The sequence below is a fragment of the Phyllobacterium sp. OV277 genome, from assembly GCF_900104355.1.
Taxonomy (GTDB): Bacteria; Pseudomonadota; Alphaproteobacteria; order Rhizobiales; family Rhizobiaceae; genus Phyllobacterium.
Genome location: NZ_FNIY01000003.1, coordinates 126,403 through 152,151, shown reverse-complemented (window position 1 = coordinate 152,151; position 25,749 = coordinate 126,403). Strand labels below are relative to the sequence as shown.

Below are 25,749 nucleotides of genomic sequence, written 5' to 3'. Positions count from 1 at the left end.
GCGAATTATTTGGCGCCAACAAGGCGCAATCCCATAGTGACGTATTTTTCCGCAATCTGCGTGACAGTAAGCCTGTCGTCAGGGCGAAACCAGACATTCACGCCCGTGGTCATCGCAATGATGGCCCGGGTCGTCAGTGGAATGTCATCAATATCAAATTGACCAGATTGGCTGCCCGAGTCGAGAATCAGCCTCAGTTCGTTTTCATAGATCGCGCGCAGTTCCACCAGAACGGCCAGTTTTTCGCCCTGCAGGCTGCGCAGTTCCATATTGGCGATGTGCACATCATCCCGCCGTTCCACGTGATAGCGGATGTGGAAGCGGATAAAGGCAGCAAGGCGATCGAGCGGTGTGGCAAGGCTCTGGCTTTCGTCCCGCCAGGCAGCCAGCAGCCGGTCCATATGGTCGCGCATCACGGCAAAAAGCAGTTCCTGCTTGGTGGGGTGATAACGATAGAGTGCGGCGGGCTGCACACCAACCTTTTCCGCAAGCTGGCGCATGGACATGGCTTCATAGCCCATCCTCGCAATAAGCCGCCGTGCAGCGATGTGAATCGCTGCCTGCGTCTTTTCCCCGTCTGAGCCGATTGTCCTCGCCATGGTCAGTTAATAAAACGAACGTTCAATTCATTCAAGTGGTAAATTCAACTGGTAGTATGGTTTCCACAACTGGGGGACGAGCGGTGTTAAACGAAGTGATGAGACACACCCCGTAGCAATCGAAATCAAAAACAGCTAGATTCAATGTATTGCCAGTTTTCGATATGCATTTGATTAAATGATGTTTTTTACAAAAATGAGAGTTGAAACTCATGGGTGGTTCAGAATTCAAAAAACGAGTACCTGCGCTGGTCGCCGCAATCGTTCTGCTGGCATGGGGCATGCCGGCGCAGGCCATTTCCATGAAAGAGTGCAGCGTAAAATATAAAGCCGCGCAGGCGGCGGGAAGTGCGTCAAGCTGGAACGATTTTCGCAAGCAGCAATGTGCGAAGGACATATCCGCTACACCCGCGCCGGAGAGCGACGCGGCTGTCAGCGAGACAAAAGCGGATGCTGCTGCGAAAGATGTCCAAGCTGCGGGTGATACGAAATCACTTGTGTTTCCATCAGCTGTTTCAAGCAAATTTGCTACGGAGAAACCGGCCAAGGCGCGCATGCACACTTGTCTGGAGCAATATCACATCAACAAGGACAATAATGCGCTGGGTGGCACCAAATGGATTCAAAAGGGCGGTGGCTATTACAAGCTCTGCAATGACAAATTGAAGGGCAAGACCTGATCTGCAAGACCTCATTGATCGGATCAGGTCTGGTGTTGGAGCGGGAGCCTGTGGGGGCCTATTGAGGGGGCTTACTTCCTGAAATCGAACGCTCGAAATCCCGTTGCGGCAATGATGAGCCAGCCGAGAATAAGGAGCGTGCCGCCGACGGGTGCTGCACCGGGGAAAAGACGGTCGCCAGCGATATCACGCGAGGCAAGGTCGCCGATGAAAAGCATGAGGCCCAGCAGCAGCACAAGGCCGCCAAAATAAGCCGCACGGTTGATCTTGGCGAGGACTGCAAGCGCGAGAAATGCTGGCGCATGGATGAACAGGATAGGCGCGATGGTGCCAAGATGCGGGCTGGCACTGTGGGCAGCGCCCGCATAGGCGGCAATACCCGCTGCGCCGATCAACCCGCCGAGAGCGGCGAAAATCCGGTTAATATCGGGGCGGTAAGTGTCGTGCTGCCGGGTTGCGCGCGGAGTGTTGTCACCATCGATTGTCATATTTGTTTCCATCCTGCGTCAGTATCATCCTGACCTTATGTCGATAAAGGTCCGCAGCCTATTTCAACGCGGCCAAAGTCTCGGCGAGCTTCTCTTCAAACAGGTCGAGTTCCTCGTCGAGTCCCACACTGACACGAATGCAGCGGTCAAGCACCGGCGCCATGGGCTTGCGGACGAAAATGTCGCGCTCGATGAGGCCGTTGAGGATATTGGCGGCATAGGCGCCATCGCGACCGCAATCAATGGTGACAAAATTGGTGGCGGAGGGAATGGCGGCAAGGCCGTTCTGTGCGGCGATGGCTGCGATACGGTCGCGGCCCGCTATGATGCGCGCCACCACCTCACGGAGGTAATTTTGGTCTTCGAGAGCGGCGAGGGCGGCAATCTGCACCATGCGGTTCATGCCGAAATGATTGCGGATTTTATCAAATGCCGTGATCTGGCTTGCTGCGCCGATGGCATAGCCGCAGCGCATACCCGCCAAACCATAAGCTTTGGAGAATGTCCGCATCCGCAGGACATTGGGCCGCGAGATGTCGATAGCGGGCAGGGCCGAGGCCGGAGCGGTTTCGCCATAGGCCTCGTCGAGAATCAGCATGGTGGTTTCGGGCAAGGCGGCGATAAAGGCTTCGATCTTAGAAGCCTCATGCCATGTCCCCATCGGATTATCCGGGTTGGAGAAATAAACCAGCGGCGCTTTTTCCCGGCGCACCGCGTCGAGCAATGCATCGAGATCTTCATGGTCGTTCCGGTAGGGCACAGTAACAAGCCGCCCGCCAAAGCCCGCCACATGGAAATTGAAGGTCGGATAGGCGCCGAGCGATGTGACAACCGGTGTTCCCTCGCGCACATATTGGCGCACCGTCAGCCCTAGCAACGTATCAACCCCTTCGCCCACCACCACATTCCCAGGTGCTATAGTACCGGGTGCGACAGCGCCGGACGTGATGGCAAGATGCGCTGCAAGCGCCGCTTTCAGATCGAAATTCTCAGGATCGCAATATTTCCAGACATCAGGCGCGGCATCCCGCATGGCTGAGATGACGGATGGTGCCGGTCCAAAGCCATTCTCATTGGCGCCAAGACGGGCGCGAAATGGCCGGTTGCGTTTGCGCTCCAAGGTCTCAGGGCCGACAAACGGCACGGTGGAGGGGAGCGATTCAATCAGGGGAGTAAGCTGCGGTTCCATGGCCACAGCGATATCATTTTTTCCGGCGGTGAAAAGCAAAACCTGTCTCTTATTTCTGCGCCAGAGGATTGAGTTTGCGGCTTTGTGAATGAGTCACTGGTTTTATGCCGACCCACAGGGCCGGAAGCAGTGCCGCCATCAATATCCACCACATGGGACGGATTGAATAGGAGAAGGACAGGTTGGCAAAGAGCACCCGTGTTGGCGGAATTTTCGTTGCAAGTGCGAACCACAGATATTCGGCGAGCGCGGTCCCAAGTGCCGCCAACACCGCTACAACCAAAAGCGTCCAGACGGAGGAAAGCGGAAAACCCCGCGCATGGGCGAAGCGATAGAGCAGAAGGGCGATGAGAAAACCCGCCATCAGCGTCGCCTGCGTGACATCGGCCTTTGATTGCATGAAGAAGTGCAGGACACCCAGCGCCGCCAGCGGATAGGCGAGGCTGTGCAGCCGGTTCCAGTTTTTACCCATTCGCCGGATCATGCCGTCGGTGGACGTAACACCGAGCGCAGTCAGCCCAAGCAGGGTGGTGAAGCCGATCAGCAGATAGATGCGCAGCCAAATCTCGCTGGCAACCCGCAGGAGGTTCCAGTTCTGGTCAACGATATAAAGCGAGAAATGCAGGGCGGCATAGGCAAGCGCCGTGAGGCCGAGAATGCGGCGGATCAGAATAAGCCTGTTCCAGCGGGTAATGTGGCGCAGCGGCGAGACCGCAAGCGAAATGAGAATGAAACGGATAGCCCAGTCGCCGGTCTGGTGGATGGCTTCGGTGATTGGCCGTGGCCCCAGAATATTGGTCTTGTAGCCCGTGGTGATGAACACAAGCGGAATAAAAGCGGCAATCAGGGCCGCAATTTTTAGGACCGACAGTTTGCCTGCCCGGTTATTCCATGGAAATTTCATCACGCCGTTCATTTTCCCTGATTGTTCAGTTCCTTACATCAGCAGAAACGCGCCGTTGACAAAACAACAAGCTGTGAAATTGAGCCGATTTTTCCGGCCTTCTCTCGCCTGACAGGCCTTTGCCCGGCTCTTTTTACGGAACCAAACTCCGTTTTTTGGGGTTTTCCCTGTGCTGGGGCGAAGAAAAGCAACAGAGAGAGGCAGAACAATGAACAAGGTTCTTATACTCACCGCATCGGCATTTTTAGCCACAAGCGGTTTCGCATTGGCGCAGGACAAGGTTTATGTCGAGGTTCCACAGCCTGCCCGCGACTATGTCATAGCGCACCCGTCTGATCCCGTTGTGATCGATGGTGAACTGTCGCAAGGCTATGTGGTGCCGCAGACTGTTACCGTCAGGCCCATTCCCGACAGCCCGGGCTATGGCTACATCTATGTGGATGGCCGCCCCGTGATCGTTTCGCTGGAGAATCGCGAAGTCGTCTATCTCTCCGATAGCCGCGATGGTCCAGTTCCCGATGATGTCATCACCTATGTCGAGCAGAATCCCGTTGATACGGTCGCCATTGATGACATCACGACAGGCGCCATTGTACCCGATGATGTTGATCTGGCTCCGGTACCTTCCCAGCCGCGCTATGCCTATATCTATGTGGATGGTGGCCCGGCGCTGGTGGATAAGCGCACACGCCGGGTCGTCTGGGTTCGCTAAAGCCTATTCCGCCGGACCCGCAAACAGGATGAGATTGCCGTCGGGGTCAAGCACGATGAAGTTTCGCGCACCCCACGGCTCTTTCTTCAAGGTCTGATGAAACGGCACATCGGCAGCTTGGAAATCGAGGAACAGGTGTTTGATCTCGTCGGCGGTATCAACCGTGATGGAGGCGGAAAGCAAATGTTCGTGCTTTCGAATATTGCCGACAAAGATGGGTTCACACACCAGCCGCAGGGCAAGTTGCGCCCTGTCACGGATCACCTGCCCATAGAAGGGCGGTTCACCGTGAACAAAATCGACGGTGAAACCGAGTTTTTCAGTGAAGAAATCGCACGAGGTCTTGATATCGGCGACAAAGAGCTGTGCCGAGGTTGAACTGAGGACCGGGCGTGGTGCGGATTGTTTGCTGTGGCTGCTCATGGTTTGGGCTCCTGATTTGAGCGCCTGCCATCCCTCGAATCCCATCTGCCGTGCGACGAGTTCCTGCGCATCGCTGAGCTTGAAACTTGCGTCCAATATCCCGCTATCGTCGAGATGCTGGAAGCGGGGCAGGTTTGCCCGGATTTCAGCGGCGACGGGATAATATCGTTCACGGTGCCAACGCAAATATTGCTTGGCCTGTTTCCTGATGTTCTCGAGATTCGGCATAGGCGCAACCATTGTCATGTGAGACAGGTGGGCATTGCCCTTTCGACCCCAGGAACTTCATCCAGAAAGTTCAAATGTCGATGCGCCCTACGCAGCAGTCGAATAATCCTGCAAACCACGTTCATTTGTCAATATCAGACAGATAATACAGGCCAGCTCACCCGGCGGGGATGAACTGGTAAACAGCAGTATGGATGCAAAAGCGATTTACTGACGCTGGATAGCCAGCCAGCGATCGGCACTGGCGCGGCCAAAAACCCGTGCCCGGCGATTATATTCGGCCGTCAATTGCCGTCTGCTTTCTTCACGGGCGTAGGAGCGCTTGGCAGGGCGATTTTTTCTGAGCCTTGCCGATGCGGCATCCTGATTGGACACGCGGGGGAGGGTCTGCGAACTGGCATCGGGTGCAACGGTGTTAACAACCGGCGTCTCTTGCGCCTGGCTGTCAGCAGCCATCAGTCCCGCAACCATTGCCACGGCAAAAAACAGGCTTCGCATGAATAGTGTCCCTCATCAGTCGTCTGTGTTTTTTCGGGTGCCGAAATTTTTCACGCACTTCTCGTGAAGTTTCAAAACCCGTCAAGGGACAGCGTTGTCCCCGAATTGCCCTTTACCAGCGATAATGGCGGCCGCCATAGAAAATAATGGGCGGATTGTTAAAACGCATGTCGTCAAACTGGGCCCGGCTGGTGGCACGGCGGTCAAGTTCGAGGTCAAGCAGGCAGCGCGCAAAAGCTTCTGACTTTGGCTTGAAGCCATAGGAAGAGCAGGTTCTGCTATCCATGGCGCGGCGCTCTTCCGGCGTTATCGTCTGGCAGCCGGCAACGAAAAGAACAAGCGCAAGGACAAATCCCGTTGCGAATTTCATTATGACCTCCATGTCGCCACTCTACCCAAAACCGGCTGCGACAAATCACTTCAATGAAGTCGAGATTATCACGAAGCCCAAGCTCGTGTTATCCCAATTGGTTGATAAGAAGAACGATTTGAATGTGGGCGAAAAGCGCGGCAGCGCTTGGGAAATAAGGTTGGATCAGGCGATGAGCGCCCCGGCAATCATAAAAATAATAATCAGCCCTGCCAGCAAAGGCAGGATGGAAACGTTGGCTTGGGTGGGTTCCGGTTTCAATACCAATTTGGCAAAGTCAGCAGCACTGTTGCCGCAATTTCGGTGACCACGAGAAACACGACGAGCGGAAAAAATCCGTCGCTGATCTTTCGGTTGTCATTGGCTGGTGCAACGCTTGTCAAAGTCTGCTCCTGATTTAAACGACCTCGCAAAATGCGAAACCCGGTCATGCTCGTCAGTGCCGAAATTCGGCTGGTCACAAGACTGTAACAGTTTGAAACTTTTTGTCACCCCAAAAAGTGATTTTCATCCTGTGGACAGCATTTTTAGCGTGTCTTTTGCACTGGAAAGCTGGGGAAAACGATGTGCTTTCAGTGACTTGATTCGCGTGGTGCGCAAGCAAAAAAACCTGCGCACCACGGTTGTTTTTTATTCCGCTGGCACTGCAGCCGGGACAATCGTGCCCGAATTGTGGCTGGTTTCCCCATCGAAATGGCTGCCCTGACTCGCATGCTTGAGCGGGCGGTTGCCTGTCATTGCGCGCACCAGCATGTAAAAGACCGGTGTCATGAACAGGCCGAACAGGGTCACACCGATCATGCCCGAGAACACCGCCACACCCATGGCACTGCGCATTTCCGAACCCGCTCCCGTCGATGTGACGAGCGGAACAACACCCATGATGAAGGCAAGGGATGTCATCAGGATCGGACGCAGGCGCAGGCGGCTGGCTTCGATCACCGCCTTGAAGGGCGTTGATCCCGCGAACTCCAGCTCTCGTGCAAACTCGACAATCAGGATCGCGTTCTTGGCGGAGAGCCCGACAAGCACGATCAGCCCGATCTGGGTGAACACATTATTGTCACCGGCGGTCAGCCAGACGCCGAAGAGGGCGGCCAGCAGTCCGAGCGGAACGATCATGATGATCGACAGCGGCAGGGACAGGCTTTCGTACTGTGCCGACAGAACCAGGAACACCAGCAGGATCGACAGCGGGAAGATCAGATAGGCGGAGTTGCCCGCAATGATCTCCTGATAGGTCAGCTCGGTCCATTCATAGCCGATACCCGCAGGGAACGTCTCGGCGGCGATACGCTCTACGGCAGCGCGAGCCTGACCGGACGAAAAGCCGGGGGCAGCATTGCCGTTCACATCGGCTGCAAGGAAGCCGTTGTAACGCATGGCGCGATCTGGTCCGGCACTGGTCTCCACCTTGAGCAGAGCCGAGAGCGGAATCATATCACCCGAACCTGACCGTACTTTCAGATCGCCAATGTCTTCAGCCTTGGCCCGGAAGTTGGAATCTGCCTGCATACGGACAGAATAGGTACGGCCAAACTTGTTGAAGTCATTGACGTAAACGGAGCCGAGATAAATCTGCAGCGTATTGAAGATCTCCGGCAGCGAAACGTTGAGCTGGCGCGCCTTGGCACGGTCCACATCGGCGTAAAGCTGGGGAACATTGATCTGATAGCTGGAGAACAGGCCTATCAGTTCGGGAGCGGTGGCAGCCTTGGCAAGGAATGCCTTGGTTGCATCATCAAGCGCCTGATAGCCAAGACCGTTGCGGTCCTCAATCTGGAACTTGAAGCCGCCAATTGCGCCGAGACCCTGAACCGGGGGAGGCGGGAACACGGCGCTAAAGGATTCCTTGATACCGAACAACTGCATGTTCAGCGCCTTGGCAATCGCACCGGCACTCAAATCGGGTGTCTTGCGCTCCTCAAACGGCTTGAGCGAAACGAAGACGATACCGGCATTGGAGCTATTGGTGAAACCGTTGATCGACAGTCCGGGGAACGCGATGGTGCTTTGAACGCCCGGAATCTTCAGGGCGATATCACCGATACGGCGCACGACTGCCTCGGTCCGGTCAAGCGTTGCACCATCCGGCAGCTGAGTGAAGCCAACCAGATACTGCTTGTCCTGCGGCGGCACGAAACCACCGGGAACACTCTTGAACATGAAAGCGGTGGCACCGATCAGCAGGATATAGATGCCCATCATCACCGTCTTGCGCGAGATGACGGCGGTCACGCCCCGGCTATAGCCATTGGCGCCGCGTGTGAACACCGAATTGAAGCCACGGAACAACCAGCCAAGGGTCTTGTCCATAAACCGCGTCAGCGCATCTTTTGGCTCGTCGTGACCCTTCAGAAGCAGGGCGGCGAGAGCCGGGGAAAGCGTCAGCGAGTTAAAGGCCGAGATAACCGTGGAGATTGCAATCGTCAGCGCAAACTGGCGATAGAACTGGCCGGTCAGGCCGCTGATAAAGGCAAGCGGCACGAACACCGCAACCAGCACCAGCGCAATAGCGATAATGGGACCCGACACTTCGCGCATGGCCTGAATGGTTGCCTGTCGCGGCGCGAGGCCGTTTTCGATATTACGTTCAACGTTTTCCACGACCACGATCGCGTCATCCACCACGATGCCGATGGCAAGCACAAGACCGAAGAGGCTGAGCGCATTCACCGAGAAGCCGAAGAGGTGCATGACGGCGAATGTGCCGACGATGGAGATTGGAACCGCAATCAGAGGAATGATCGAGGCGCGCCATGTTTGCAGGAACAGGATAACCACGAGAACGACGAGCACGACAGCTTCAAGCAGTGTATGGACCACGGCCTCGATGGAAGCGCGGACGAACTGCGTCGTATCGTAAACGATCTCGTAGCTGACTCCCTCAGGCATCGTCAGCTTCATTTCGTCCATGACGGCACGCACCTGATCGGCAATCTGGATCGCGTTGGAACCCGGTGCCTGGAAGACGGGAATGGCCACCGCCGGCTTGTTATCGAGCAGCGAGCGCAGCGAATATTGGGCGGCTCCAAGTTCGATACGCGCAATGTCACGCAAATGCGTGATCGCGCCATTGGCCGCTGTCTTGACGATGATCTGACCGAACTCTTCCTCGGTCTGCAAGCGTCCTTGCGCGTTTACCGATAATTGCAGGTCAACACCATTGGGACTGGGGGACGCACCGATAGTGCCCGCCGCGGCCTGTACGTTCTGGGCGCGGATTTCATTGAGGACATCCGTTGCCGAAAGCCCGAGTTCCGCTGTTTTCTGCGGATCGAGCCAGACGCGCATGGAGTAGTCACCCGAACCAAACAGCTGAACGTCACCCACACCATTGATACGGGCGAGCCGGTCCTTGATGTTGATCAGCGCGTAATTGCGCAGATAGGTGATGTCGTAGCGGTTGTTCGGGGAGATCAGGTTGACCACCAGCATCAGATCAGGTGAGCTTTTCACCGTGGTGATGCCAAGGCTGCGCACCTCCTGCGGCAGGCGGGGTTCCGCCTGCGAAACGCGGTTCTGCACCAGCTGCTGTGCCTTGTCGGGGTCGGTGCCGATGGCAAAGGTAACGGTCAAAGTCATCTGACCATCAGTTGTTGCCTGGCTGCCCATATAGAGCATGCCTTCGACGCCGTTGATCTGTTCCTCGATAGGCGTTGCCACGGTTTCGGCAATAACCTTCGGATTGGCACCCGGATATTGTGCGCGCACCACGATGGATGGCGGCACAACATCCGGATATTCCGAAACCGGCATGGCCGTCAGGGCGATCAGGCCGCCGAGGAAAATCACGAAAGAAAGAACGCCCGCGAAGACCGGGCGGTCGATGAAGAAATTGGAAATATTCATATCACTGTCCGCCTGCCCGTTGCGGGGCTTCTATGCGATTACTGTTGTGCCTTGGCCGGATCGGCTGCCGAAGCCTGCAAATTGTGCGCGGCATCACCCATGGCGACCATTTCAGGTACGACAAGAGAGCCCGGGCGAATACGCTGCAAGCCATTGACGACAATCTTTTCGTCGGGTTGCAGGCCGCTGGTCACAATGCGCAATCCTTCTGCCGGGCCGCCAAGCGCGATCTCACGGTATTCAACGATGTTCTTGTCGTTGACCACCATGACAAACTTCTTGTTCTGGTCGGTCCCCACGGCCTTTTCATCGACAAGCAATTCCTGCTTTTCGTTGGCTGTGCCCATGCGCAGCTTGGCAAACTGGCCCGGCATCAACTTGCCGTCCGTATTGTCAAACACCGCACGCACCTTGACCGTGCCGCTGGCCGTATCAACCGTGTTGTTGATCAGCTGCAGCTTGCCCTTCACGTCCCGCTGGCCATAAACGTCCATCACCACGGGGATGCGGTCGGAGAAATCGCGGCTGTTCAAACCCTGCGGAAGGTCCGCAAGCGCCTGTGCAACAACGTTTTCATTGGCTTCGAAACTGCCATAAATCGGGCTGATCGAAACGATCGTGGTCAGAAGCGGGGAGGTAGGACCGGCGGCAATCAGATTGCCCGACGTGATCTCGATCCGGCCAACACGACCACTGATGGGCGCACGGATTTCCGTGTAGCCAAGGTTGAGCGCGGCAGTCTTGAGACTGGCCTGTGCCGCTTCCAGATCGGCCATGGCGCCACTCTGGACGTTGATGCGCTGGTCATAATCGCTCTGGGACACGGTGCGCGAGTCGATCAGGCGTTTGCCGCGTTCCAGTTCATTCTTGGCAAAAGCCAGCCGCGACTCGGCAGCACTGACCGCAGCCTTGGCGCGCGCCACTTCGGCTTCATAGGGGGCGGGGTCGATCTTGACGAGGAGGTCGCCCTCTTTGACCAGTGCGCCTTCCTTGAACGCGACAGACTGGATGGCACCGGCGACACGCGAGCGCAGTTCAACCTGATCAATCGCTTCAAGCCGTCCGGAGAACTCGCTCCATTGGGTGATGAGTTTGGGCTGGACGACAGCAACGGAAACGGGGGTAGCAGCTGGTGCGGCCTGCTTGGCTGTTTCGGCATGGCTTTTGCCAAGATCGAAGAATTGGGTGGAGCCCGCAGCTGCCAGTGCCACAATAAAGCCGCCGACATAGAGTGATCTTCTATAAGTGCTGATTGACATCGTGGTCATCCTGCTTTGAAAGTTGTCTTGCCATTGGGAGTGGCATAGAGATTCGATCATTGACGATCGATACCGATCGGTATAAAACAGATATAAGGCTGCGATACAGCGGCTGTCAATTGATTTTATACCGTCCGGTATATTTCTTCTAGGGAGTCTTGTCCATGGGACGGCCGAGGGAATTTGATGCCGATGAGGCACTCCAGACTGCGCTCGAACTTTTCTGGCGCAAGGGCTATGAGGGCACATCCATCACTGACCTGACGGATGGCATGGGCATTACCAAGCCAAGTCTCTATGGCGCTTTCGGCAATAAGGAAGAATTGTTTCGCATGGCGCTTGAGCGCTATGAGCAGAATTACATGGCCTTCTTCTGGGCTGCATTGGAAAAGCCCGATGCGCGCACGGTGGCGATGGACATTCTGCACGGCTTTGCCGATGCGCAAACCTGCGACTGCAATCCCTCCGGCTGTATGGGCATCAATGCGGCCATGGCTTGCAGCGATGCGGCAGCAGCTATCCAGAAAACCATCATTGAAAAACGTCAGATGGGCCAAAAGGCGCTTGCCCGCCGTTTTGCCCGTGCAAAGCGCGAAGGTGATTTGAAAACCGAGTGCGATCCGGAAGATCTGGCCCGTTTTATTATGACCATATCCCAAGGTACTGCGGTACAGGCATCAAGCGGAACCGAGCGTGATGAGCTTTACAGGCTGATTGATATCGCCATGAGCTCCTGGCCAAGCTGATCAGATTGTTAGAGTTGAGGTTGTAGTAATGGTGGGTCGTGGTTCGACATAACAACCATGAGGGACTTGGGTGGATGCAACGATAATCGTCAACATTGCAGACGGCAAAGCTTGCAGAATCTGGCTCCCCACAACCCACCTCTCTCCGTCATCCTCGGGCTTGACCCGAGGACCCATAATAAAATAGTGCCGAGCTCCAAGTTTGTTTAAGCTTCTTAGCCGTGGGTCCTCGGGTCAAGCCCGAGGATGACGGAGATGGGTGGGTTGTGGGGAGCCAGATTCTGCACCCCTTGTGCTGCAGTCTCTGCGATTATCGTTGCAGCCTCACTCTCCCTCATGGTTGTTATGTCGAACCACGAACCACGAACCACGAACCACGAACCACGAACCACGAACCACGACCCACCAGCCAAAACCCCACGACTTCCCAAATATAAAATCTCAAACCAATCTATGCCGGAAGAGCCACGAAGACACCGGCAGCGTCACCGCTGAGATGGCAATAAGCGCCAGCATTTCCGGTAAGAGCTGACCAACTCCCGCACCTTCCAGATAGACCTGATGCGTGATGCTGATGGCATAGCGCAGTGGATTGATCAGCGTGAAATATTGCAAAACATCCGGCATGTTGCCGATGGGTGCTGTCAGGCCAGATAGCAGCATGAACGGCATCAGCAGAACGAACGAGAAAATCATCGCCTGCTGCATGTTCGCGGCAAGGGAGGAGAGAAACAGGCCAATTCCCACCGCTGCGGCCAGAAACAGGATCAGCCCCATATAGAGGAGGAGATAGGAGCCGGAGAAGGGAATCTGGAACCAGAGCTGCGCCACAAGCAGGATCATTGTTGACTGCGTCAGCCCCACCATCATCGAGGGCAAGGCCTTGCCCACCATGATTTCCGACGGGCGGAAGGGTGTGACGAGCAGTTGGTCCAGCGTTCCCGCCTCCCGCTCGCGCGCGACGGACATGGCCGTCAGCATCATCGTCATCATCATGGTGATGGTGCCGATCAGCGACGGGATCATATTCCAGCGCGTTTCAAGGCTTGGATTGTACCAGGCGCGGGTTGTTACCTTGACACCTGCATTGGCAGCCTGACCGTTTTCCTCACGCCAGCGGGTGGTGAAGTCGCCGACAATCGAACTCACATAGCCCTGTGCGGTGCCGGCGGTATTGGAATTGCGCCCGTCGGCGATCATCTGCAATTTGGCTGGCATGCCAGCCATCAGGTTCTTTTCGAAATCCTGATCAATGACGAGCACCAGAAGCACCCGCTTATTGTTGATAAAACTGGCAATATCGCTTGTCCGTTGCAGGGTGGCGATGCGGCTAAATGTGCCTGAACCGTCAAGCTTGGCGATGAGCGCGATGGAGGCCGCGCTGTGATCATGATCGAGGATCGCATAGGGCACATTGTAAAGATCATAACTTGCCGCATAGCCGAAGATGAGACACTGCAAAATCGGCGGCAGCACGAGTGTGATGCGGCTTTTGGGATCTTTGAGCATCGCCAGCAATTCCTTGCGGATAAGGGCGATGATACGGAAAAGCGATTGGATCATGGCTGCCTCATCCAAGTTTCTTGCGCGTTGCCCGCACGGAAGCGGCCATCAGCACCGTTGCCATTACCGCAAGCACGGCGGCATTGGGCAGGATCACCCCCCAGATGTCGCCAGCCAGAAACAGCGTCTGGAGAACGCTGACAAAGTAGCGGCCGGGGAAAATATAGGTGATGAACTGGATGACCACCGGCATGCTGCGGATGTCGAACATGAAGCCGGATAGCATCATCGCGGGAAGAAAGGTTGCGACAAGCGTGATCTGGCTGGCGACAAACTGGCTCTTGGTTACAGATGAGATGAGAAGCCCGATACCAAGCGCCACAGTCAGATAAAGCATCGACACGATGATGAGAATCCACAGCGACCCACGCAAGGGAACGTGGAACAGCAACTGACTGCCCAGCACAGACAATGCCAGACCGAGCATCCCGAGAATGAAATAGGGAACGACCTTGCCGAGCAGGATTTCCACCGGCCGGACGGGCGTCACAAACAGGGCCTCGAATGTGCCGCGCTCCCATTCACGCGCCATGACAAGGGCGGTCAGCAGCGCGCCGATCAGCGTCATGACCAGAACGATCAGGCCCGGCACAAGAAAATAGCTGCTCTCATTGGCCTCGTTGAACCAGAGCCGCGTCTGCATATCCACCGAGGCCGCGCTTGGCGCGACCTTGCCCTCGGCGGCTTCGCGCGCCAGCCAGGTGGCGACGGCTCCTTGCGCATAGGCCAGTGAAATGCGCGCCGTATTGGCATCGGTGCCGTTGACGACGACCTGTATTTCGCCCTCACCAAGCGAGATATCGCGGGCAAATTGCGGCGGGATGCGCACAATGCCGCTGACGGTCTTGTCCATCAATAGCCGGTCGGCTTCTGCCATGGTTTTCACCGGATAGGTCTTGAAGTATTCGGAAAGCTCAAAGCCTGATATCGCGCCGCGCGCCTCGGCTGAGTTTTCCTCCATGACGAGAGCGACTGGCAGGTTTTTCAGATCGAATGACAGGCCGTAGCCGAACAGGATCAACAACATCATCGGCATGATGATGCCGACAATAATACTGCTGGGATCGCGGATCACCTGCCATGATTCCTTGCGCACCAGCGCAAGAATGCGCCGCAGGCTGCCATAATGCTGGGGAGCGGGCGTACTCATGCGGCCTTGCCCTGTGTTTCAGCGGCACGCCGCGATTCCTCGACAATGGCAATGAACGCGTCTTCCATGGTGGGCTCGCGGCCATCCTTCGGCTTGGCATGGCCGCGAATGTCGGCGGGTGTACCCTCCGCCAGATTGCGCCCGGCATCCATGATCATGATCCGGTCGCAATATTCAGCCTCTTCCATGAAATGGGTGGTGACGATAACAGTCACCCCCTGTTCGGAAAGCGCGGTGATACGGCCCCAGAATTCGCGACGGGCCAGCGGATCGGCACCGCTGGTTGCCTCGTCGAGAAACAGAATGTCAGGTTCATGCAAGAGCGCGGCGGCCATGGCCAGCCGCTGCTTGAAACCGCCGGGAAGCTGGCCGCTCGGCAGGGTTGCCAGTTCGCCCAGTTCAAACTGATCCTTTGACCAGTCGATGCGCTCGCGCTTTTTTGCGCCGCGCAGGCCATAGGCACTGGCGAAGAAATCAAGATTTTCATCCACCGAGAGATCACCATAAAGCGAGAATTTCTGTGCGACATAGCCAAGATTCTCGCGTGCTTCCGCCCGCGCCGTGCGCAGATCAGCACCTGCAACCCGCAATGTTCCGCTGGTTGCAGGAATAAGACCGCACAACATACGAAATGTGGTGCTTTTTCCCGCGCCATTTGGGCCAAGCAACCCGTAAATCTCGCCGCGTTTCACCTGAAAGCTCACATGGTTGACGGCGGCAAAATCCCCGAACATGCGCACGAGATCATGCACTTCGACGGAAATCTCATCTTTGCGGGCGGTATCGGCACGCTTCAACTCAAGGCTGCTGGAATGGCCTTCACCGGCGACCGCGCTGAACAAGACCATGAACCCGTCTTCGAAACGCGGCTGTGTCGCGGTAAGCGCCACAGTCTTGTTGTCAATGCTGAGTTTACCTTTCGAGCCCGGCTGCCGGACAATGCGCACCTTGCCCGCCTCAGGCACCGCATCCACCACGCCTTCATGCCGGAAGAGTCGTGCCTGCAACGAGCGGGCGCTCATGCCGTCCTGCGGTGTGGCGATGAATACATTGCCCTTGGCATGATCAGTGATCGCATCGGGTTTGCCCTGCGCCAGCACTTTGCCCAGATGCATGACGACCGCATGGTCGCAAAACTCCGCTTCATCGAGATAGGAGGTGCTGACGATGACGGTCAGCCCGTCCTCATGCACCAGTTTGAGAACAATCTCCCAAAGTTCACGCCGCGACAGAGGATCAACACCGACGGTCGGCTCATCCAGCAGCAAAAGCTCCGGCGAGCGGACAAGGGTGCAGGCAAGGCCAAGTTTTTGCTTCATGCCGCCTGAGAGTTTTCCCGCCAGCCGCTCGGTAAAGCGGCCAAGATTGGTCATGTCCATCAAGCGGGGATAAATTTCCTTGCGCTGCTCGGGGGAAATACCGTGCAGGTCCGCATAGAGATCAAGGTTCTGCTGGACGCTCAAATCCTCGTAGAGGCCGAATTTCTGCGGCATATAACCGATGCGATTCTGTACCGCCTGCGGATCGGCAGCGACATCAATGCCAAGCACATCAAGCTCGCCGCTTTCCGCAGCCATCAGCCCGGCGATCAACCGCAGGATCGTGGTCTTGCCCGCGCCGTCAGGCCCGACAAGCGCTGTCACTGTACCGTGCGCCGCTTCAAAGGAGACATCATCCAGCGCCTTGACCGTCTCCCCGGTATCGCGGTGGAACGTCTTTTGGAGGGACCGCGCCGTGACGGGGGAGGCTGGCGCGGTGGCAATCATGGTTTGGCGTCCGCTTCGGGCGTGGTTGCATGGGGGGCTTCACCCGGCAAAAGCTCAACCGTAGCGGGCATGCCCAACCGCAGCACATCCTTGGTGTCCTCAACAAAAATGCGAACCTCATAAACAAGACTGGTGCGCAAATCCGTTGTCTCCACGGTTTTCGGCGTAAACTCGGCGACAGGCGAGATAAAGCCCACCCAGCCATCAAGCGGCTTGTCCGGGAAACTGTCCGTGGTGATTTTGGCCCGCATGCCCGAGCGCAAATGGCCAAGATTGGCTTCCGACACGTAGGTGCGCACCCATTTTACGCCGCGCGTGGCCAGCGAAAACACCGGCTTGCTGGTGGTAGCCATTTCGCCGGGTTCCATCAGCCGCGAGCGCACCACGCCATCAAAGGGCGCGAGCAATGCCGCATCGACCAGTTGCTGGTGTACAAGCGCAAGCTGCGCTTGGCTGCCGCGCAGCTGCGCCTCGCTCTGGCTGATTTCCTCAACGCGTGGCCCGGCAATGGCAAGATCTAGCGCACTCTTGGCTACATCCACCTTGGCATCGGCGACCGCCGCTGCAGCCTTGGCCGTATCCAGATCCTGCTTGCTTGAGGTGGCATTGGCGGTCAACACCCGGATGCGCTCAAACTGCGCCTTGGCGTTCAGCGCATCGGCCTGTGCTGACTCCAGATTGGCGCGCGACTGGGCGATTTCCTCGGGGCGACTGCCGTTTTTCAACTGGAGCAGGGCGGCTTGCTGGGCTGCAACCGTCGCTTCCGCCTGCTGTATCTGCGGCGCAAGGCGGCTGGTATCGAGCCGGGCCAGCACCTGACCCTTGCGCACCATGTCGCCTTCCTCAACCAGCACTTCGGCGATACGCTCGGCGCCATTGAAAGCCAGTGACGCCTGCCGCAGGTCGACATTGCCATAAAGCGTCAAGTCATCCTTGTCAGTAGGGCGATGAAAATACCACCAGGCACCGCCGGCAAGGGCTGCGATAATAATAAGTGGAATGAGGATGCGAAGAATTTTGCTCATGCGCCATCATACAATCACACCCTGTGTTAAGTCAAATTTGAATTTCAATTTTAACTTTCAATCGTTACAAATCTGGGCTAGAGTGCTGTTATGATACGCAAGACACCTCGAAAACTTCCCGGACGCCGTGAAGACGGTGCCTCGACCAAGGCGCAGATATTGGAAGCCGCGGGCGCAATCTTTGCCGAAAAAGGCTTTGACCGCGCCACCGGCAAGGAGATCGCCGAGCGGGCAGGAAGCAATTCCGCGGCGGTGAACTATTATTACGGCGGCATTGAAGGGCTTTATGCCGAAGTGCTGGTGGAGGCACACCGGCAGCTCCTGACCTATGACCGGCTGGTGGCGCTGGCCGAAGGGCCGGGGGCTTCCGTCGACAAGCTGAAAATCCTCATCGGGCTGGTTGCCGGAGCGGTCACGGCCCCGGGGCCGTCAAGCTGGGTATTGCGGGTGCTAAGCCGCGAGCTTCTGTCGCCCTCATCGGCATTTCCGGTGCTGCTGCATCAGGAAATTCTGCCGAAAAAGCAGGTGGTAACCGGGCTAGTGGCCGATATTCTTGGCGTGCCAGTCGATCATCCGGCAGTGGGGCGTTGCCTGCTCAGCGTCATCTCGCCCATTGCCATGCTGCTGGTCGGCAACCGGCAACTGATTGCGCAGGTCCTGCCGGATCTGGCCTCTCCCGCCCCGGAGGCGCAAGCGGCCATCATCGCCCATTTCCAACGCTTTGCATTGGCAGGGCTGGAGGCAACAGCGGCGGAGATTGGAAGGGGGTAGGGTGGGCTTAAATCGATAACCGCGCCTTTATTCTGAGGGACGCGAAAAGCGTCTCCAACCTAAGTATACTGTTCAATTGGCCAATTCTTCGTTATATTCTGCCTATGTTGTATGTTCCTGCAATTCCAGATTGGTTTCAGACGCGAAAGGCGGCCCAAGTGGTTGCTTTTTTTGCCGTCCAGGCTGGTGGAACCATCAATATTCTTAAAGCGACCAAACTTGTCTATTTGGCCGATCGTAGGAGTATCGATGAGCGCGATCATCCAATAATCAACGACAATTACACCTCAATGCCATTTGGCCCCGTCAATTCCTATACTTACAATTACATCGATGGGGCTGCCCCCGTTCGTCAGGATCAGTGGCTTGAGTTTATCTCGCCACGAAACAAAAATCAGATACGCTTGTCTCGAAACGTGACTATAGCCGAGGATTTGGATGAGTTAAGCAGGGCAGATATTCGCATCCTTGAAGAAACTTGGAATGAGTTCAAGGATATTGACGAATTTGATTTGGCCGAATGGACGCATAAATTTTGTCCGGAATGGAAGGACCCGAAGGGAAGCTCCGTTCCGATTGATTTGGCTACAATTTTTGCAGCGCTGAATAAATCTGATCCTGTTGAGCGTGCAAAGGATTTGCAAGACGAACGAAGGATTGTTGCTAGCCATCTGGCAGCCTAAATGCCGTATATTCCCTATCGAACGGCGTCGCTTCTCGCGCCAATTAATGAGGTCCTTCATCTCGTTGTTCTGATGAATGATCCCTGCTCCAAAGGCCAGTGCCTGCTGATTAATGTAACTTCAATAAAACCAAACAGGTTTCATGATCCGGCCTGTATTCTCGATGTCGGCGATCATCCATTTATCAGGCAACCAAGCTACATGCTGTATAGAATGGCCGACTGCAGTTCAGCCGCCCGAATTGGCAGGTTTGTAGATCAAAACTACTACATCAAAAAAGAAGATGTCTGTTCTGCCATTTTTACTCGAATATTATCGGGCATTTACACCTCCGATGAAACACCACTGCGTATCATTCGCTATGCCAGCGCGAACAATATTTAGCTGTTGTCATTCAATCCGTAGTTTGATCAGGACATTACCGTAGGTTTTATTTAAGCCTTACCCCCGGACCGCCATCCACCATTTCGCCCTCGGCTTCAAATAGAACGCCCGCTTGTTCCAGAGCGGTCCTGATAATCAAGAGGGTGGCAGGTTTCAGCTTCTCGCCACGCTCCAGCCGGGCGATCGTATCTGACGACACTTGAGCAAGTGCCGCGAGGTCACGCACCCCAAGTCCCAGGGCCACACGGCCCATTTTGCATTGGACACGGATCATCTTCGTAACACCGTTGCGGCTTTTGCGAGCGCGATCATTTGAACCTCACGCCGGGTCCGCCTTTGGCATTTTGCCCCGGGCTGAGAAAGACAATCGACTTCTCTTCAAGCACCGATTGAATGGAGCGCAATGTGGAAGCCTTGGGATCGGTTACTCCCCGTTCAATATTGTTCAGGCCAGTCGTGGACAGACCGGCCAACTTTGCTAGCTCTGCTTGCGTCAGGCCCACCATTGCCCGCGCTCCGTGTATCTGTTCAGGTGTAATCATGAAATACTCGGCTTAAGGTCAATGTTTACGAAAATTCATTTGATTAATCTGACACCCGGGCCGCCGCCCGTTGTCTCGCCGTCCTGTTGGAAGATGACGCCTTCTGCTCTGAGAGCATCCGTTACGGCATCCAGAGTGTCGGTGCGCACTTTCACTCTGTTGGCTCCGAAGGCTTCCATATTGCGTATTGTATTGGCGCTGACACCCGCCTTCTCGGCGAGAGCAATTTGCTCCATGCCGATGAGTGAACGCGCCGCTCTGATCTGATTTCCGATAATAGGCATTATGGCCTCATAGTAAATGTTTTTGGTATTATACCTAAGTCTATATGGACAATAAACAAATTCAGCTTGTATGGTTCGAATAATAATATTCTTGGCTGTGATTACTAAAATGCGGTTTTGCTCTTTCTTGTGACAATCGTTCTATTTAAGCCTCACGCCTTGGCCTCCACCGGTCAGTGCGCCATCATCAAGAAAAATAACGCCTTCGGCTGTCAACGCGTCTTTGAGATCATCGAGCGTGCGGTCGTAAGGTAAGCGCTTTCCCGCTTCGAATGTCGCAATGGTCGCCGGTGCCACTTTTGCTATTTCCGCCAACTTCGCCTGCGACCACCCAATCAAAGCGCGTGCGGCACGGCATTGAGCCGGTGAGATTATCATATTTCATCAACCTTGAGTATTTTATATTGACTAATCCAGTAATCAGAGATTATATAATCCGCATAAGGTTAAAGCAATTATTAGGTCTTTGAACGCGCGCCCATATGTTCGGGCGACCTTGGAAGCCATGCCTAAAATATAAAGAATCGTTCATTTCATTGAGGCTTATTATGAGCAATGAATCAAGCAAAGTCATTGATGCCTGTAATCTTTTGACCGAAGTCAAATACCTTGTCGAAATGCTGTTTATGGCCGCAACCAATATCAACAATGAGCGGCAGCAATCGGCAATCCAATACATCTGCGACATTGCCGATGAACGGATCGCGTCGGTGGAGGCACTGCTGGATGGGGCGGGTAGGGAGCAGGCGTGAAGTGTGCTCTTTAGTCATTTCCCGTTTAGTTTGCGGATCTCTCTCGTACCATTCCAGGTCGTCAGTCCCAAGAATGCTACCGCGGGAAACATAAAAAGAAAGCCCATAAGGCCATATCCGACTTCAGGAAAACATCCTTTCTCGCTTGTGCTGTAATCAAACCCCTCACACAGGCGCGCTATTGTTGCTGCATCCATAGTGTATGCAGAATACCAAAGCCAATAAATCGTGAGCCAGATGCACATGGTCATGCAACATAAAATACGTTGAAACATTACATTCTTTCTTCAAAAAATCGGATTTTAAAATTTATGAAATATATGAAACAGGCGCGCTTAATTGATTTATCCTCACCTTTTAAGCACATCATTATGCACCTCCGCCAGTTTTAACTGCGGCTTTAAACACAGCAATAACATTGCGCTCGCGCCTGTTCACCGATACATGACGCTATCAAATTGCTCAATAAAATCATCGATGTTCTCTTCGAGCATTGATTGATATTGTTTGACAAAATACGCAATCAGCGTGTCGCGTGAGGCCTTCATTTCTGCTGCAGTGCCAAAATTGGTGGCGGCTGTGAACGCGTTGAAGCGGGTGGCGCCATACATAAATGATGCGCTGACCTTGCCGGGGGTGGTTTCACCCAATTGACCGTTCGCCAGTTCAATCATGGCATCCGCTCGATCGAAGAAAGTTTCATCAATATCTGAAGTCAATATTGTCTCCTGATGGTTGCGGGGAGGTGGCAGAGACATGGAACGACACATTGGTTGAAAATTCCGGTGTCCGACGCGAACGTGCCGCGGCAAGCCCAGCCGCCATTTGCCTTCGATGGAAACGCTGCCTTCGCCAATCTTGAGCTCGACGCCCCGTTTGTTCTCCTGCTGATAGGTGTAAATGCCAAAGCCGATGACAATAGCAAGCAGCGCGCCGATAATGAGCTAAAGACCGTTACGGTTCAAAACACTCTCCTGAATTGGGGGAAGACGGGGTGTAACGGAGCAGATAACATAAAAGTTCCCCGTGGAATTGTTCATACTCTGTTCATCAGTGAAGGCGCACCTATTGCAGGTATGAATCGATAGGAGTGACTCATGAAAAATCTTGTTTCGTTGTTTACCGCAGGATTGTTTGCGGTTCTCGTTGGATTGACTTCGGTCGTTTCTTCGAATGCAGCGCCGGTGTCTTCGCAGACCTCGCCAGTGGTTTCGAATGTGGAAAAGGCGCAGTACATTGAAAAGCGCCGCTACGACAATCGCCGCTGGGATCGTCGTAACGACCGCCGCTGGGATCGCCGCGATGATCGCCGTGGCCCTCGTTTTGACAACCGTCGCGGACGTCCCGGTTACTGGAACGGCCATCGCGGCTACCGTGAATATCGCCGCGGCTATCGCCGTCACAGCGATGGTTACTGGTATCCGCTGGCAATCTTCCGTCTCTGAGACAGAGACACATCAGATATGAAAAAGGCGGCTCGCACGAGCCGCCTTTTTCTTTGAATGTGGGAATAGGGGAAGCGTAGTCAGGCTTTGACGGCCCTTTGATCAGGAATTGCATCATTGTCTGAAAGAAACGAAGCATTGGTTTCGCGGGGTTTTTGCAGCGTCCAATTAGGCTGTCAAATGCTCAATCAGTATCGATGAGCCCAGTATAATCAGCGCGAAACCTGCGACAACTTCCGCGGCGCGGCCAAACCGTTCGCCAATCAACCGGCCTATCAGCATACCACCCGATGACATCAGGAAGGTCGCAATACCGATTGCAAGCGCAATCACCAGTATGTTCACATTGAGGAAGGCGAGAGAGACACCCACCGCCATGGCATCAAGACTGGTTCCGACAGCCGTTGCAAGCAACATATAGGCGGAGTTTCCAACGCGCTCTTCCGTTTGCGCTTTCCGAGACATGGCCGCATACAGCATACGAAAGCCGACTGCTCCCAAAAGTCCAAACGCAATCCAATGATCGATAGCCTGGACAAAGCCGCTGGCAGCAACGCCTGCCGCCCAACCAATCACCGGTGTGATTGCTTCGACGATACCGAACACTGCGCCTGTGCGTATGATTCGGAAAAGCGCGGGCGCCCCAATGCGGCCCCGCGGCCCACCGAGACCGCAAACGCATCCACAGACATGCTGATTGCCAAGACAATGATCGCAATTGGGGACATGAGATTAGCGCCGGGCGGAATGTTTTAATCGACGAATCCGCGCGTCCGCTGCGCACGAGATCGTCATTGCTTCATCAGTAATTTTTCGCAACTGACAACCCGCAAGTAGGGGTCATCAGGAAAAAAGTCAAGCAAAATCAAATAGTTAAATGCATTTAGTAGTCATTTGCAAGTGGGGAGCGATGACGCGCATGGCATGTCCGCCTATGTCGTTTTATGCCGACGGAAATGGTGCTGTTCAGATGGATTTCACAAGAAGTCCGGCGGCCAGGGCATGGAACGCCTCGATGGCTTTTGGCAATACGTCCTGCGGATGATCACTGGCAGCAATCCAGAGCGCCGCATTGAGCGCAATGCCGTTGAGCAGCCGCGCGGCGGCTTCCGCATCAACAGGTTTGAGGATGCCCTGTGCGGTGAGACGCGCCACTATTTGCTTTGTTGCCTGAAGACAGCCGCTCTGGCTCGGCCATTGCGAAGGATCACCCAACACGGCGGGACCATCAAGCAGAACAATGCGTTGAACCTCCGGATCAAGCGCCATCTCGATATAAGCAGCGCCTTCGTCAAGCAAACCCTGCCAGTCATCACCGGCACGGGCACCGATCTGCTGCGCGCGGGCCGCCATTTCCGAATCGATCTGATCAACAACTGCCGCAAGAAGCCCCCGTTTATCGCCGAAATTGTGATAGAGCGCGCCTCTGGTAAGGCCGGCATCGGCGGTCAGTTCGTCCATCGAGGCGCCCGCGTAACCCTTTTCGGCAAATGCCTTTCGTGCGGCCGCAATCAGCTTGATGCGGTTCTCCTCCATCGTCTCGGCCCGTCGTTTTACCATTCTTTCCTCAATTTCATATACGCTTCGTATATCAACTTGACACGCAATGCCTGCGTGGTCTATCTCACATACGCATCGTATATCAGATGAAGTGGCCCTGTGTGAAGCTCCGTCGCACCGTGCCCATAGTTTTCCACTCAACAGCGAAGAAGCGAGATCAAGAATGACCCAACGTGAAGCAATCTTTCCTACAAACCGGCATGCCCTTTATGAGGAACATGGCTATTCGGCAGCGATCCGATCCGGTGATCTCCTGTTTGTATCCGGGCAGGTTGGCAGCCGCTCCGATGGTACACCGGAACCTGATTTTGAACGGCAGGTTCAACTGGCGTTCGACAATCTCAAAGCGACGCTGGACGCGGCGGGCTGCACGCTTGACGACATCGTTGACGTAACGACATTTCACACGGACCCGGAGAACCAGTTTGGAACCATCATGGCCGTCAAGCAGAAGATTTTCAGCACGCGGCCTTATCCGAACTGGACAGCGATTGGCGTGAACTGGCTTGCTGGTTTTGACTTCGAGATCAAGGTTATCGCCCGCATCCCTGTGAATGCCTGATTTGTTGCCGACCCGCTGGCGCGCGCACATATTCAACGAAATCGAGCTTGTCCGATTGCAATAGGCCTTGCCGGGAGCAACGCTGTTCAATCAGACAAAATATAAATGAAATCAGGGTGGTGGCGGAGAGGAAGGGATTCGAACCCTCGAGACCGTTTAACGGGTCTACTCCCTTAGCAGGGGAGCGCCTTCGACCACTCGGCCACCTCTCCAAGGACGCTGACTAAAGATGAAACCCTTTGTTGGCAAGGACTTTATGCAGCTTCCTTGAAAAATCTGTGAATGTGAAGTTGACGCCGGAAAACCTGAGCAAACGCTGGTGACGGATCATTTGCGCAAAGTTTGATCTCTCTTCGTTCTCATCGGTAAAAACCAACCCAAACTTTGCGGCCAGTGCCGTAAGGGAAGGTGCGGCAAGTTTCAGATATCTTTGCCGCTGGTCTGATTCTCATGCCCTTCCGCTGTTCGTAAGCCGCTCCGCAATGCGCATCCGGTTTATCTGCATGGCTTCGCCGGTCGGGTCCCAATCAGCGCACCATTCCAATGGAAATCCGACAAGCAATTGATCTGTGTTGGCAAACTGCGGCGAGTATCCGCGAGCAAGCATCTCGGCAATCAAGTGGGACTGTCGCTTGGCAAGATAACCAAGCCGTGGATAGAAAAATCGAACGTGACCGGTGCCAAGTGTGTAGTGCAACGGATTGCGTCTATCACTTGGCGTTTCGCCCCTGACTATTGCAGCTCTGACGAGCGCAAACACCCGGGGAAGCTCCCGATACTCTGCGACCAGATGGGGGCCAGTGAGTTCAGCCGGTGGAATGCAATTGATGCGGGTCAAGCGTCGGCCCTTCTTATCGTTAGAATCCTGATACTATCTGGAGGATCAATGCTCAAGCGTCTTTCAGCCGCTGCACACCGGCCAATGCCACGCGCAACGTTGGTTTCGCCGCCAGTTGTGTGACGTCCCGGCCGCCAACATCAAGCAAGTGGGAACTGGCCACATCGATGCGCGGTGCGCTACATTCCCCGCAAGCACGCAGCGCTGCTGCTGGGTCGATGAATATTGAGCGGGGAAACAGATGTCGATTGTACTTGCATCATTGGGCGCCATATTCATCTTCGCGGGGATCGGCGGGGCGTTCATCCGCATCATTATGTTGATCGTAAAAGCCCGGTCATTTCATCCTGAACTGCCCGATAAGCGCGCGCGATTGGCGCATGATCGATCCGTCATCAGGGCAGGGCTCGGAACAGTCTTCGGACTGCTTGGTCTTGCCATTGCCGGTCTGGTTTTGCTCTTGATCGCTTGATGCA

At 55.1% G+C, this 25,749-nt stretch carries 32 protein-coding genes, 1 tRNA gene and 1 pseudogene; 12 read left to right on the top strand and 22 right to left on the bottom strand.

What is annotated here, in order from left to right:
* Positions 1-5: 5 nt before the first annotated feature.
* Positions 6-599 carry a TetR/AcrR family transcriptional regulator gene (locus BLU05_RS12540; protein ID WP_091880498.1) on the bottom strand — a complete coding sequence of 198 codons (594 nt, stop codon included), beginning with the start codon at positions 597-599 and terminating at the stop codon, positions 6-8.
* A 212-nt stretch (positions 600-811) separates the two neighbouring features.
* On the opposite strand from BLU05_RS12540, the gene BLU05_RS12535 reads away from it, so the two are divergent.
* On the top strand, positions 812-1,279 hold the full coding sequence (locus tag BLU05_RS12535; RefSeq protein WP_091880496.1) for a hypothetical protein: 468 nt from the start codon (positions 812-814) through the stop codon (positions 1,277-1,279).
* 71 nt (positions 1,280-1,350) lie between these two features.
* Here BLU05_RS12535 and BLU05_RS12530 read toward each other — a convergent pair whose 3' ends face one another.
* From BLU05_RS12530 to BLU05_RS12520, 3 genes are read right to left on the bottom strand one after another with little or no spacing between them, the layout of a single operon-like run.
* Entirely contained in the window at positions 1,351-1,767 is a 417-nt protein-coding gene (locus BLU05_RS12530; RefSeq protein ID WP_139210437.1) for a DUF423 domain-containing protein, read from the bottom strand.
* 58 nt (positions 1,768-1,825) lie between these two features.
* On the bottom strand, positions 1,826-2,962 hold the full coding sequence (locus BLU05_RS12525; protein ID WP_175540613.1) for a pyridoxal phosphate-dependent aminotransferase: 1,137 nt from the start codon (positions 2,960-2,962) through the stop codon (positions 1,826-1,828).
* 43 nt (positions 2,963-3,005) lie between these two features.
* Complete coding sequence (locus tag BLU05_RS12520; protein ID WP_210184611.1) at positions 3,006-3,860, bottom strand: protein-methionine-sulfoxide reductase heme-binding subunit MsrQ; 855 nt, start codon at positions 3,858-3,860, stop codon at positions 3,006-3,008.
* A 208-nt stretch (positions 3,861-4,068) separates the two neighbouring features.
* Here BLU05_RS12520 and BLU05_RS12515 point away from each other — a divergent pair, with 208 nt between their 5' ends.
* A complete protein-coding gene (locus BLU05_RS12515; protein ID WP_091880493.1) occupies positions 4,069-4,572 on the top strand; it encodes a DUF1236 domain-containing protein in 504 nt (167 codons plus the stop codon).
* Between the two features lie 3 nt (positions 4,573-4,575).
* On the opposite strand, the gene BLU05_RS12510 is transcribed toward BLU05_RS12515, so the two are convergent.
* From BLU05_RS12510 to BLU05_RS12500, 3 genes are all read right to left on the bottom strand, one after another.
* On the bottom strand, positions 4,576-5,223 hold the full coding sequence (locus BLU05_RS12510; RefSeq protein ID WP_091881130.1) for a VOC family protein: 648 nt from the start codon (positions 5,221-5,223) through the stop codon (positions 4,576-4,578).
* A gap of 207 nt (positions 5,224-5,430) precedes the next feature.
* Complete coding sequence (locus tag BLU05_RS12505; RefSeq protein ID WP_091880492.1) at positions 5,431-5,721, bottom strand: hypothetical protein; 291 nt, start codon at positions 5,719-5,721, stop codon at positions 5,431-5,433.
* A gap of 112 nt (positions 5,722-5,833) precedes the next feature.
* On the bottom strand, positions 5,834-6,091 hold the full coding sequence (locus BLU05_RS12500; protein WP_091880490.1) for a hypothetical protein: 258 nt from the start codon (positions 6,089-6,091) through the stop codon (positions 5,834-5,836).
* 1 nt (position 6,092) lies between these two features.
* On the opposite strand from BLU05_RS12500, the gene BLU05_RS12495 reads away from it, so the two are divergent.
* Positions 6,093-6,398 (top strand): hypothetical protein, encoded by a 306-nt coding sequence (locus BLU05_RS12495; RefSeq protein ID WP_091880489.1) that lies wholly within the window; start codon positions 6,093-6,095, stop codon positions 6,396-6,398.
* Positions 6,399-6,721: 323 nt separating this feature from the next.
* Here BLU05_RS12495 and BLU05_RS12490 read toward each other — a convergent pair whose 3' ends face one another.
* Positions 6,722-9,943, bottom strand: coding sequence for an efflux RND transporter permease subunit (locus BLU05_RS12490; protein ID WP_091880487.1), 3,222 nt, complete (start codon positions 9,941-9,943; stop codon positions 6,722-6,724).
* 38 nt (positions 9,944-9,981) lie between these two features.
* Complete coding sequence (locus BLU05_RS12485) at positions 9,982-11,202, bottom strand: efflux RND transporter periplasmic adaptor subunit (protein ID WP_091881128.1); 1,221 nt, start codon at positions 11,200-11,202, stop codon at positions 9,982-9,984.
* A gap of 164 nt (positions 11,203-11,366) precedes the next feature.
* Here BLU05_RS12485 and BLU05_RS12480 point away from each other — a divergent pair, with 164 nt between their 5' ends.
* On the top strand, positions 11,367-11,948 hold the full coding sequence (locus BLU05_RS12480; protein WP_091880486.1) for a TetR/AcrR family transcriptional regulator: 582 nt from the start codon (positions 11,367-11,369) through the stop codon (positions 11,946-11,948).
* A gap of 441 nt (positions 11,949-12,389) precedes the next feature.
* On the opposite strand, the gene BLU05_RS12475 is transcribed toward BLU05_RS12480, so the two are convergent.
* Genes BLU05_RS12475 through BLU05_RS12460 form a run of 4 tightly spaced genes read right to left on the bottom strand, consistent with a single transcriptional unit; the run spans position 12,390 to position 17,452 of the window.
* The gene (locus BLU05_RS12475) at positions 12,390-13,511 is read right to left on the bottom strand and encodes an ABC transporter permease (RefSeq protein WP_091881126.1); all 1,122 of its coding nucleotides are present in this window, start codon (positions 13,509-13,511) and stop codon (positions 12,390-12,392) included.
* Positions 13,512-13,518: 7 nt separating this feature from the next.
* Positions 13,519-14,661, bottom strand: coding sequence for an ABC transporter permease (locus BLU05_RS12470; protein WP_091880484.1), 1,143 nt, complete (start codon positions 14,659-14,661; stop codon positions 13,519-13,521).
* Positions 14,658-16,427, bottom strand: a complete 1,770-nt coding sequence (locus tag BLU05_RS12465) for an ATP-binding cassette domain-containing protein (protein ID WP_091880483.1) — start codon at positions 16,425-16,427, stop codon at positions 14,658-14,660. The genes BLU05_RS12470 and BLU05_RS12465 overlap by 4 nt, the downstream gene beginning before the upstream one ends.
* Positions 16,424-17,452: an HlyD family secretion protein gene (locus BLU05_RS12460; RefSeq protein ID WP_091880481.1), complete on the bottom strand. Its 1,029-nt coding sequence runs from the start codon at positions 17,450-17,452 to the stop codon at positions 16,424-16,426. Before BLU05_RS12460 ends, BLU05_RS12465 begins: the two co-directional genes overlap by 4 nt.
* Before the next feature lie 90 nt (positions 17,453-17,542).
* Here BLU05_RS12460 and BLU05_RS12455 point away from each other — a divergent pair, with 90 nt between their 5' ends.
* From BLU05_RS12455 to BLU05_RS12445, 3 genes are all read left to right on the top strand, one after another.
* Positions 17,543-18,223, top strand: a complete 681-nt coding sequence (locus BLU05_RS12455) for a CerR family C-terminal domain-containing protein (protein ID WP_091880480.1) — start codon at positions 17,543-17,545, stop codon at positions 18,221-18,223.
* A 158-nt stretch (positions 18,224-18,381) separates the two neighbouring features.
* Positions 18,382-18,906, top strand: coding sequence for a Panacea domain-containing protein (locus BLU05_RS12450; protein ID WP_175540589.1), 525 nt, complete (start codon positions 18,382-18,384; stop codon positions 18,904-18,906).
* Complete coding sequence (locus BLU05_RS12445) at positions 18,907-19,290, top strand: hypothetical protein (protein ID WP_091880477.1); 384 nt, start codon at positions 18,907-18,909, stop codon at positions 19,288-19,290.
* Between the two features lie 46 nt (positions 19,291-19,336).
* Here BLU05_RS12445 and BLU05_RS12440 read toward each other — a convergent pair whose 3' ends face one another.
* From BLU05_RS12440 to BLU05_RS12425, 4 genes are all read right to left on the bottom strand, one after another.
* Positions 19,337-19,516, bottom strand: a complete 180-nt coding sequence (locus BLU05_RS12440) for a transcriptional regulator (RefSeq protein WP_348271760.1) — start codon at positions 19,514-19,516, stop codon at positions 19,337-19,339.
* Positions 19,517-19,598: 82 nt separating this feature from the next.
* Positions 19,599-19,832 carry a helix-turn-helix transcriptional regulator gene (locus tag BLU05_RS12435; protein ID WP_091880474.1) on the bottom strand — a complete coding sequence of 78 codons (234 nt, stop codon included), beginning with the start codon at positions 19,830-19,832 and terminating at the stop codon, positions 19,599-19,601.
* Positions 19,833-19,867: 35 nt separating this feature from the next.
* Positions 19,868-20,116, bottom strand: coding sequence for a helix-turn-helix domain-containing protein (locus tag BLU05_RS12430; RefSeq protein WP_091880472.1), 249 nt, complete (start codon positions 20,114-20,116; stop codon positions 19,868-19,870).
* 141 nt (positions 20,117-20,257) lie between these two features.
* On the bottom strand, positions 20,258-20,494 hold the full coding sequence (locus tag BLU05_RS12425) for a helix-turn-helix domain-containing protein (protein ID WP_091880471.1): 237 nt from the start codon (positions 20,492-20,494) through the stop codon (positions 20,258-20,260).
* 170 nt (positions 20,495-20,664) lie between these two features.
* Here BLU05_RS12425 and BLU05_RS12420 point away from each other — a divergent pair, with 170 nt between their 5' ends.
* Positions 20,665-20,868 (top strand): hypothetical protein, encoded by a 204-nt coding sequence (locus BLU05_RS12420; protein ID WP_091880469.1) that lies wholly within the window; start codon positions 20,665-20,667, stop codon positions 20,866-20,868.
* 434 nt (positions 20,869-21,302) lie between these two features.
* On the opposite strand, the gene BLU05_RS12410 is transcribed toward BLU05_RS12420, so the two are convergent.
* Positions 21,303-21,587, bottom strand: coding sequence for a DUF3144 domain-containing protein (locus BLU05_RS12410; RefSeq protein WP_091880466.1), 285 nt, complete (start codon positions 21,585-21,587; stop codon positions 21,303-21,305).
* A 66-nt stretch (positions 21,588-21,653) separates the two neighbouring features.
* On the opposite strand from BLU05_RS12410, the gene BLU05_RS12405 reads away from it, so the two are divergent.
* Together BLU05_RS12405 and BLU05_RS12400 are read left to right on the top strand one after the other, a co-directional pair.
* Complete coding sequence (locus BLU05_RS12405; RefSeq protein WP_091880465.1) at positions 21,654-21,956, top strand: hypothetical protein; 303 nt, start codon at positions 21,654-21,656, stop codon at positions 21,954-21,956.
* Positions 21,957-21,965: 9 nt separating this feature from the next.
* Positions 21,966-22,313, top strand: a complete 348-nt coding sequence (locus tag BLU05_RS12400; RefSeq protein ID WP_091880463.1) for a hypothetical protein — start codon at positions 21,966-21,968, stop codon at positions 22,311-22,313.
* 168 nt (positions 22,314-22,481) lie between these two features.
* Here BLU05_RS12400 and BLU05_RS12395 read toward each other — a convergent pair.
* Positions 22,482-23,041 (bottom strand): annotated as a pseudogene (locus tag BLU05_RS12395) (manganese efflux pump MntP family protein).
* Between the two features lie 238 nt (positions 23,042-23,279).
* Positions 23,280-23,873 (bottom strand): TetR/AcrR family transcriptional regulator, encoded by a 594-nt coding sequence (locus tag BLU05_RS12390; RefSeq protein ID WP_091880462.1) that lies wholly within the window; start codon positions 23,871-23,873, stop codon positions 23,280-23,282.
* 163 nt (positions 23,874-24,036) lie between these two features.
* Between BLU05_RS12390 and BLU05_RS12385 the strand changes: the two genes are divergently transcribed.
* A complete protein-coding gene (locus BLU05_RS12385; protein ID WP_091880460.1) occupies positions 24,037-24,435 on the top strand; it encodes a RidA family protein in 399 nt (132 codons plus the stop codon).
* A gap of 120 nt (positions 24,436-24,555) precedes the next feature.
* Here BLU05_RS12385 and BLU05_RS12380 read toward each other — a convergent pair.
* A tRNA-Ser gene (locus tag BLU05_RS12380) sits at positions 24,556-24,647 on the bottom strand.
* Between the two features lie 236 nt (positions 24,648-24,883).
* Complete coding sequence (locus BLU05_RS12375) at positions 24,884-25,273, bottom strand: pyrimidine dimer DNA glycosylase/endonuclease V (RefSeq protein WP_091880459.1); 390 nt, start codon at positions 25,271-25,273, stop codon at positions 24,884-24,886.
* Between the two features lie 241 nt (positions 25,274-25,514).
* On the opposite strand from BLU05_RS12375, the gene BLU05_RS12370 reads away from it, so the two are divergent.
* The gene (locus BLU05_RS12370) at positions 25,515-25,745 is read left to right on the top strand and encodes a hypothetical protein (RefSeq protein ID WP_091880457.1); all 231 of its coding nucleotides are present in this window, start codon (positions 25,515-25,517) and stop codon (positions 25,743-25,745) included.
* Positions 25,746-25,749: the final 4 nt, after the last annotated feature.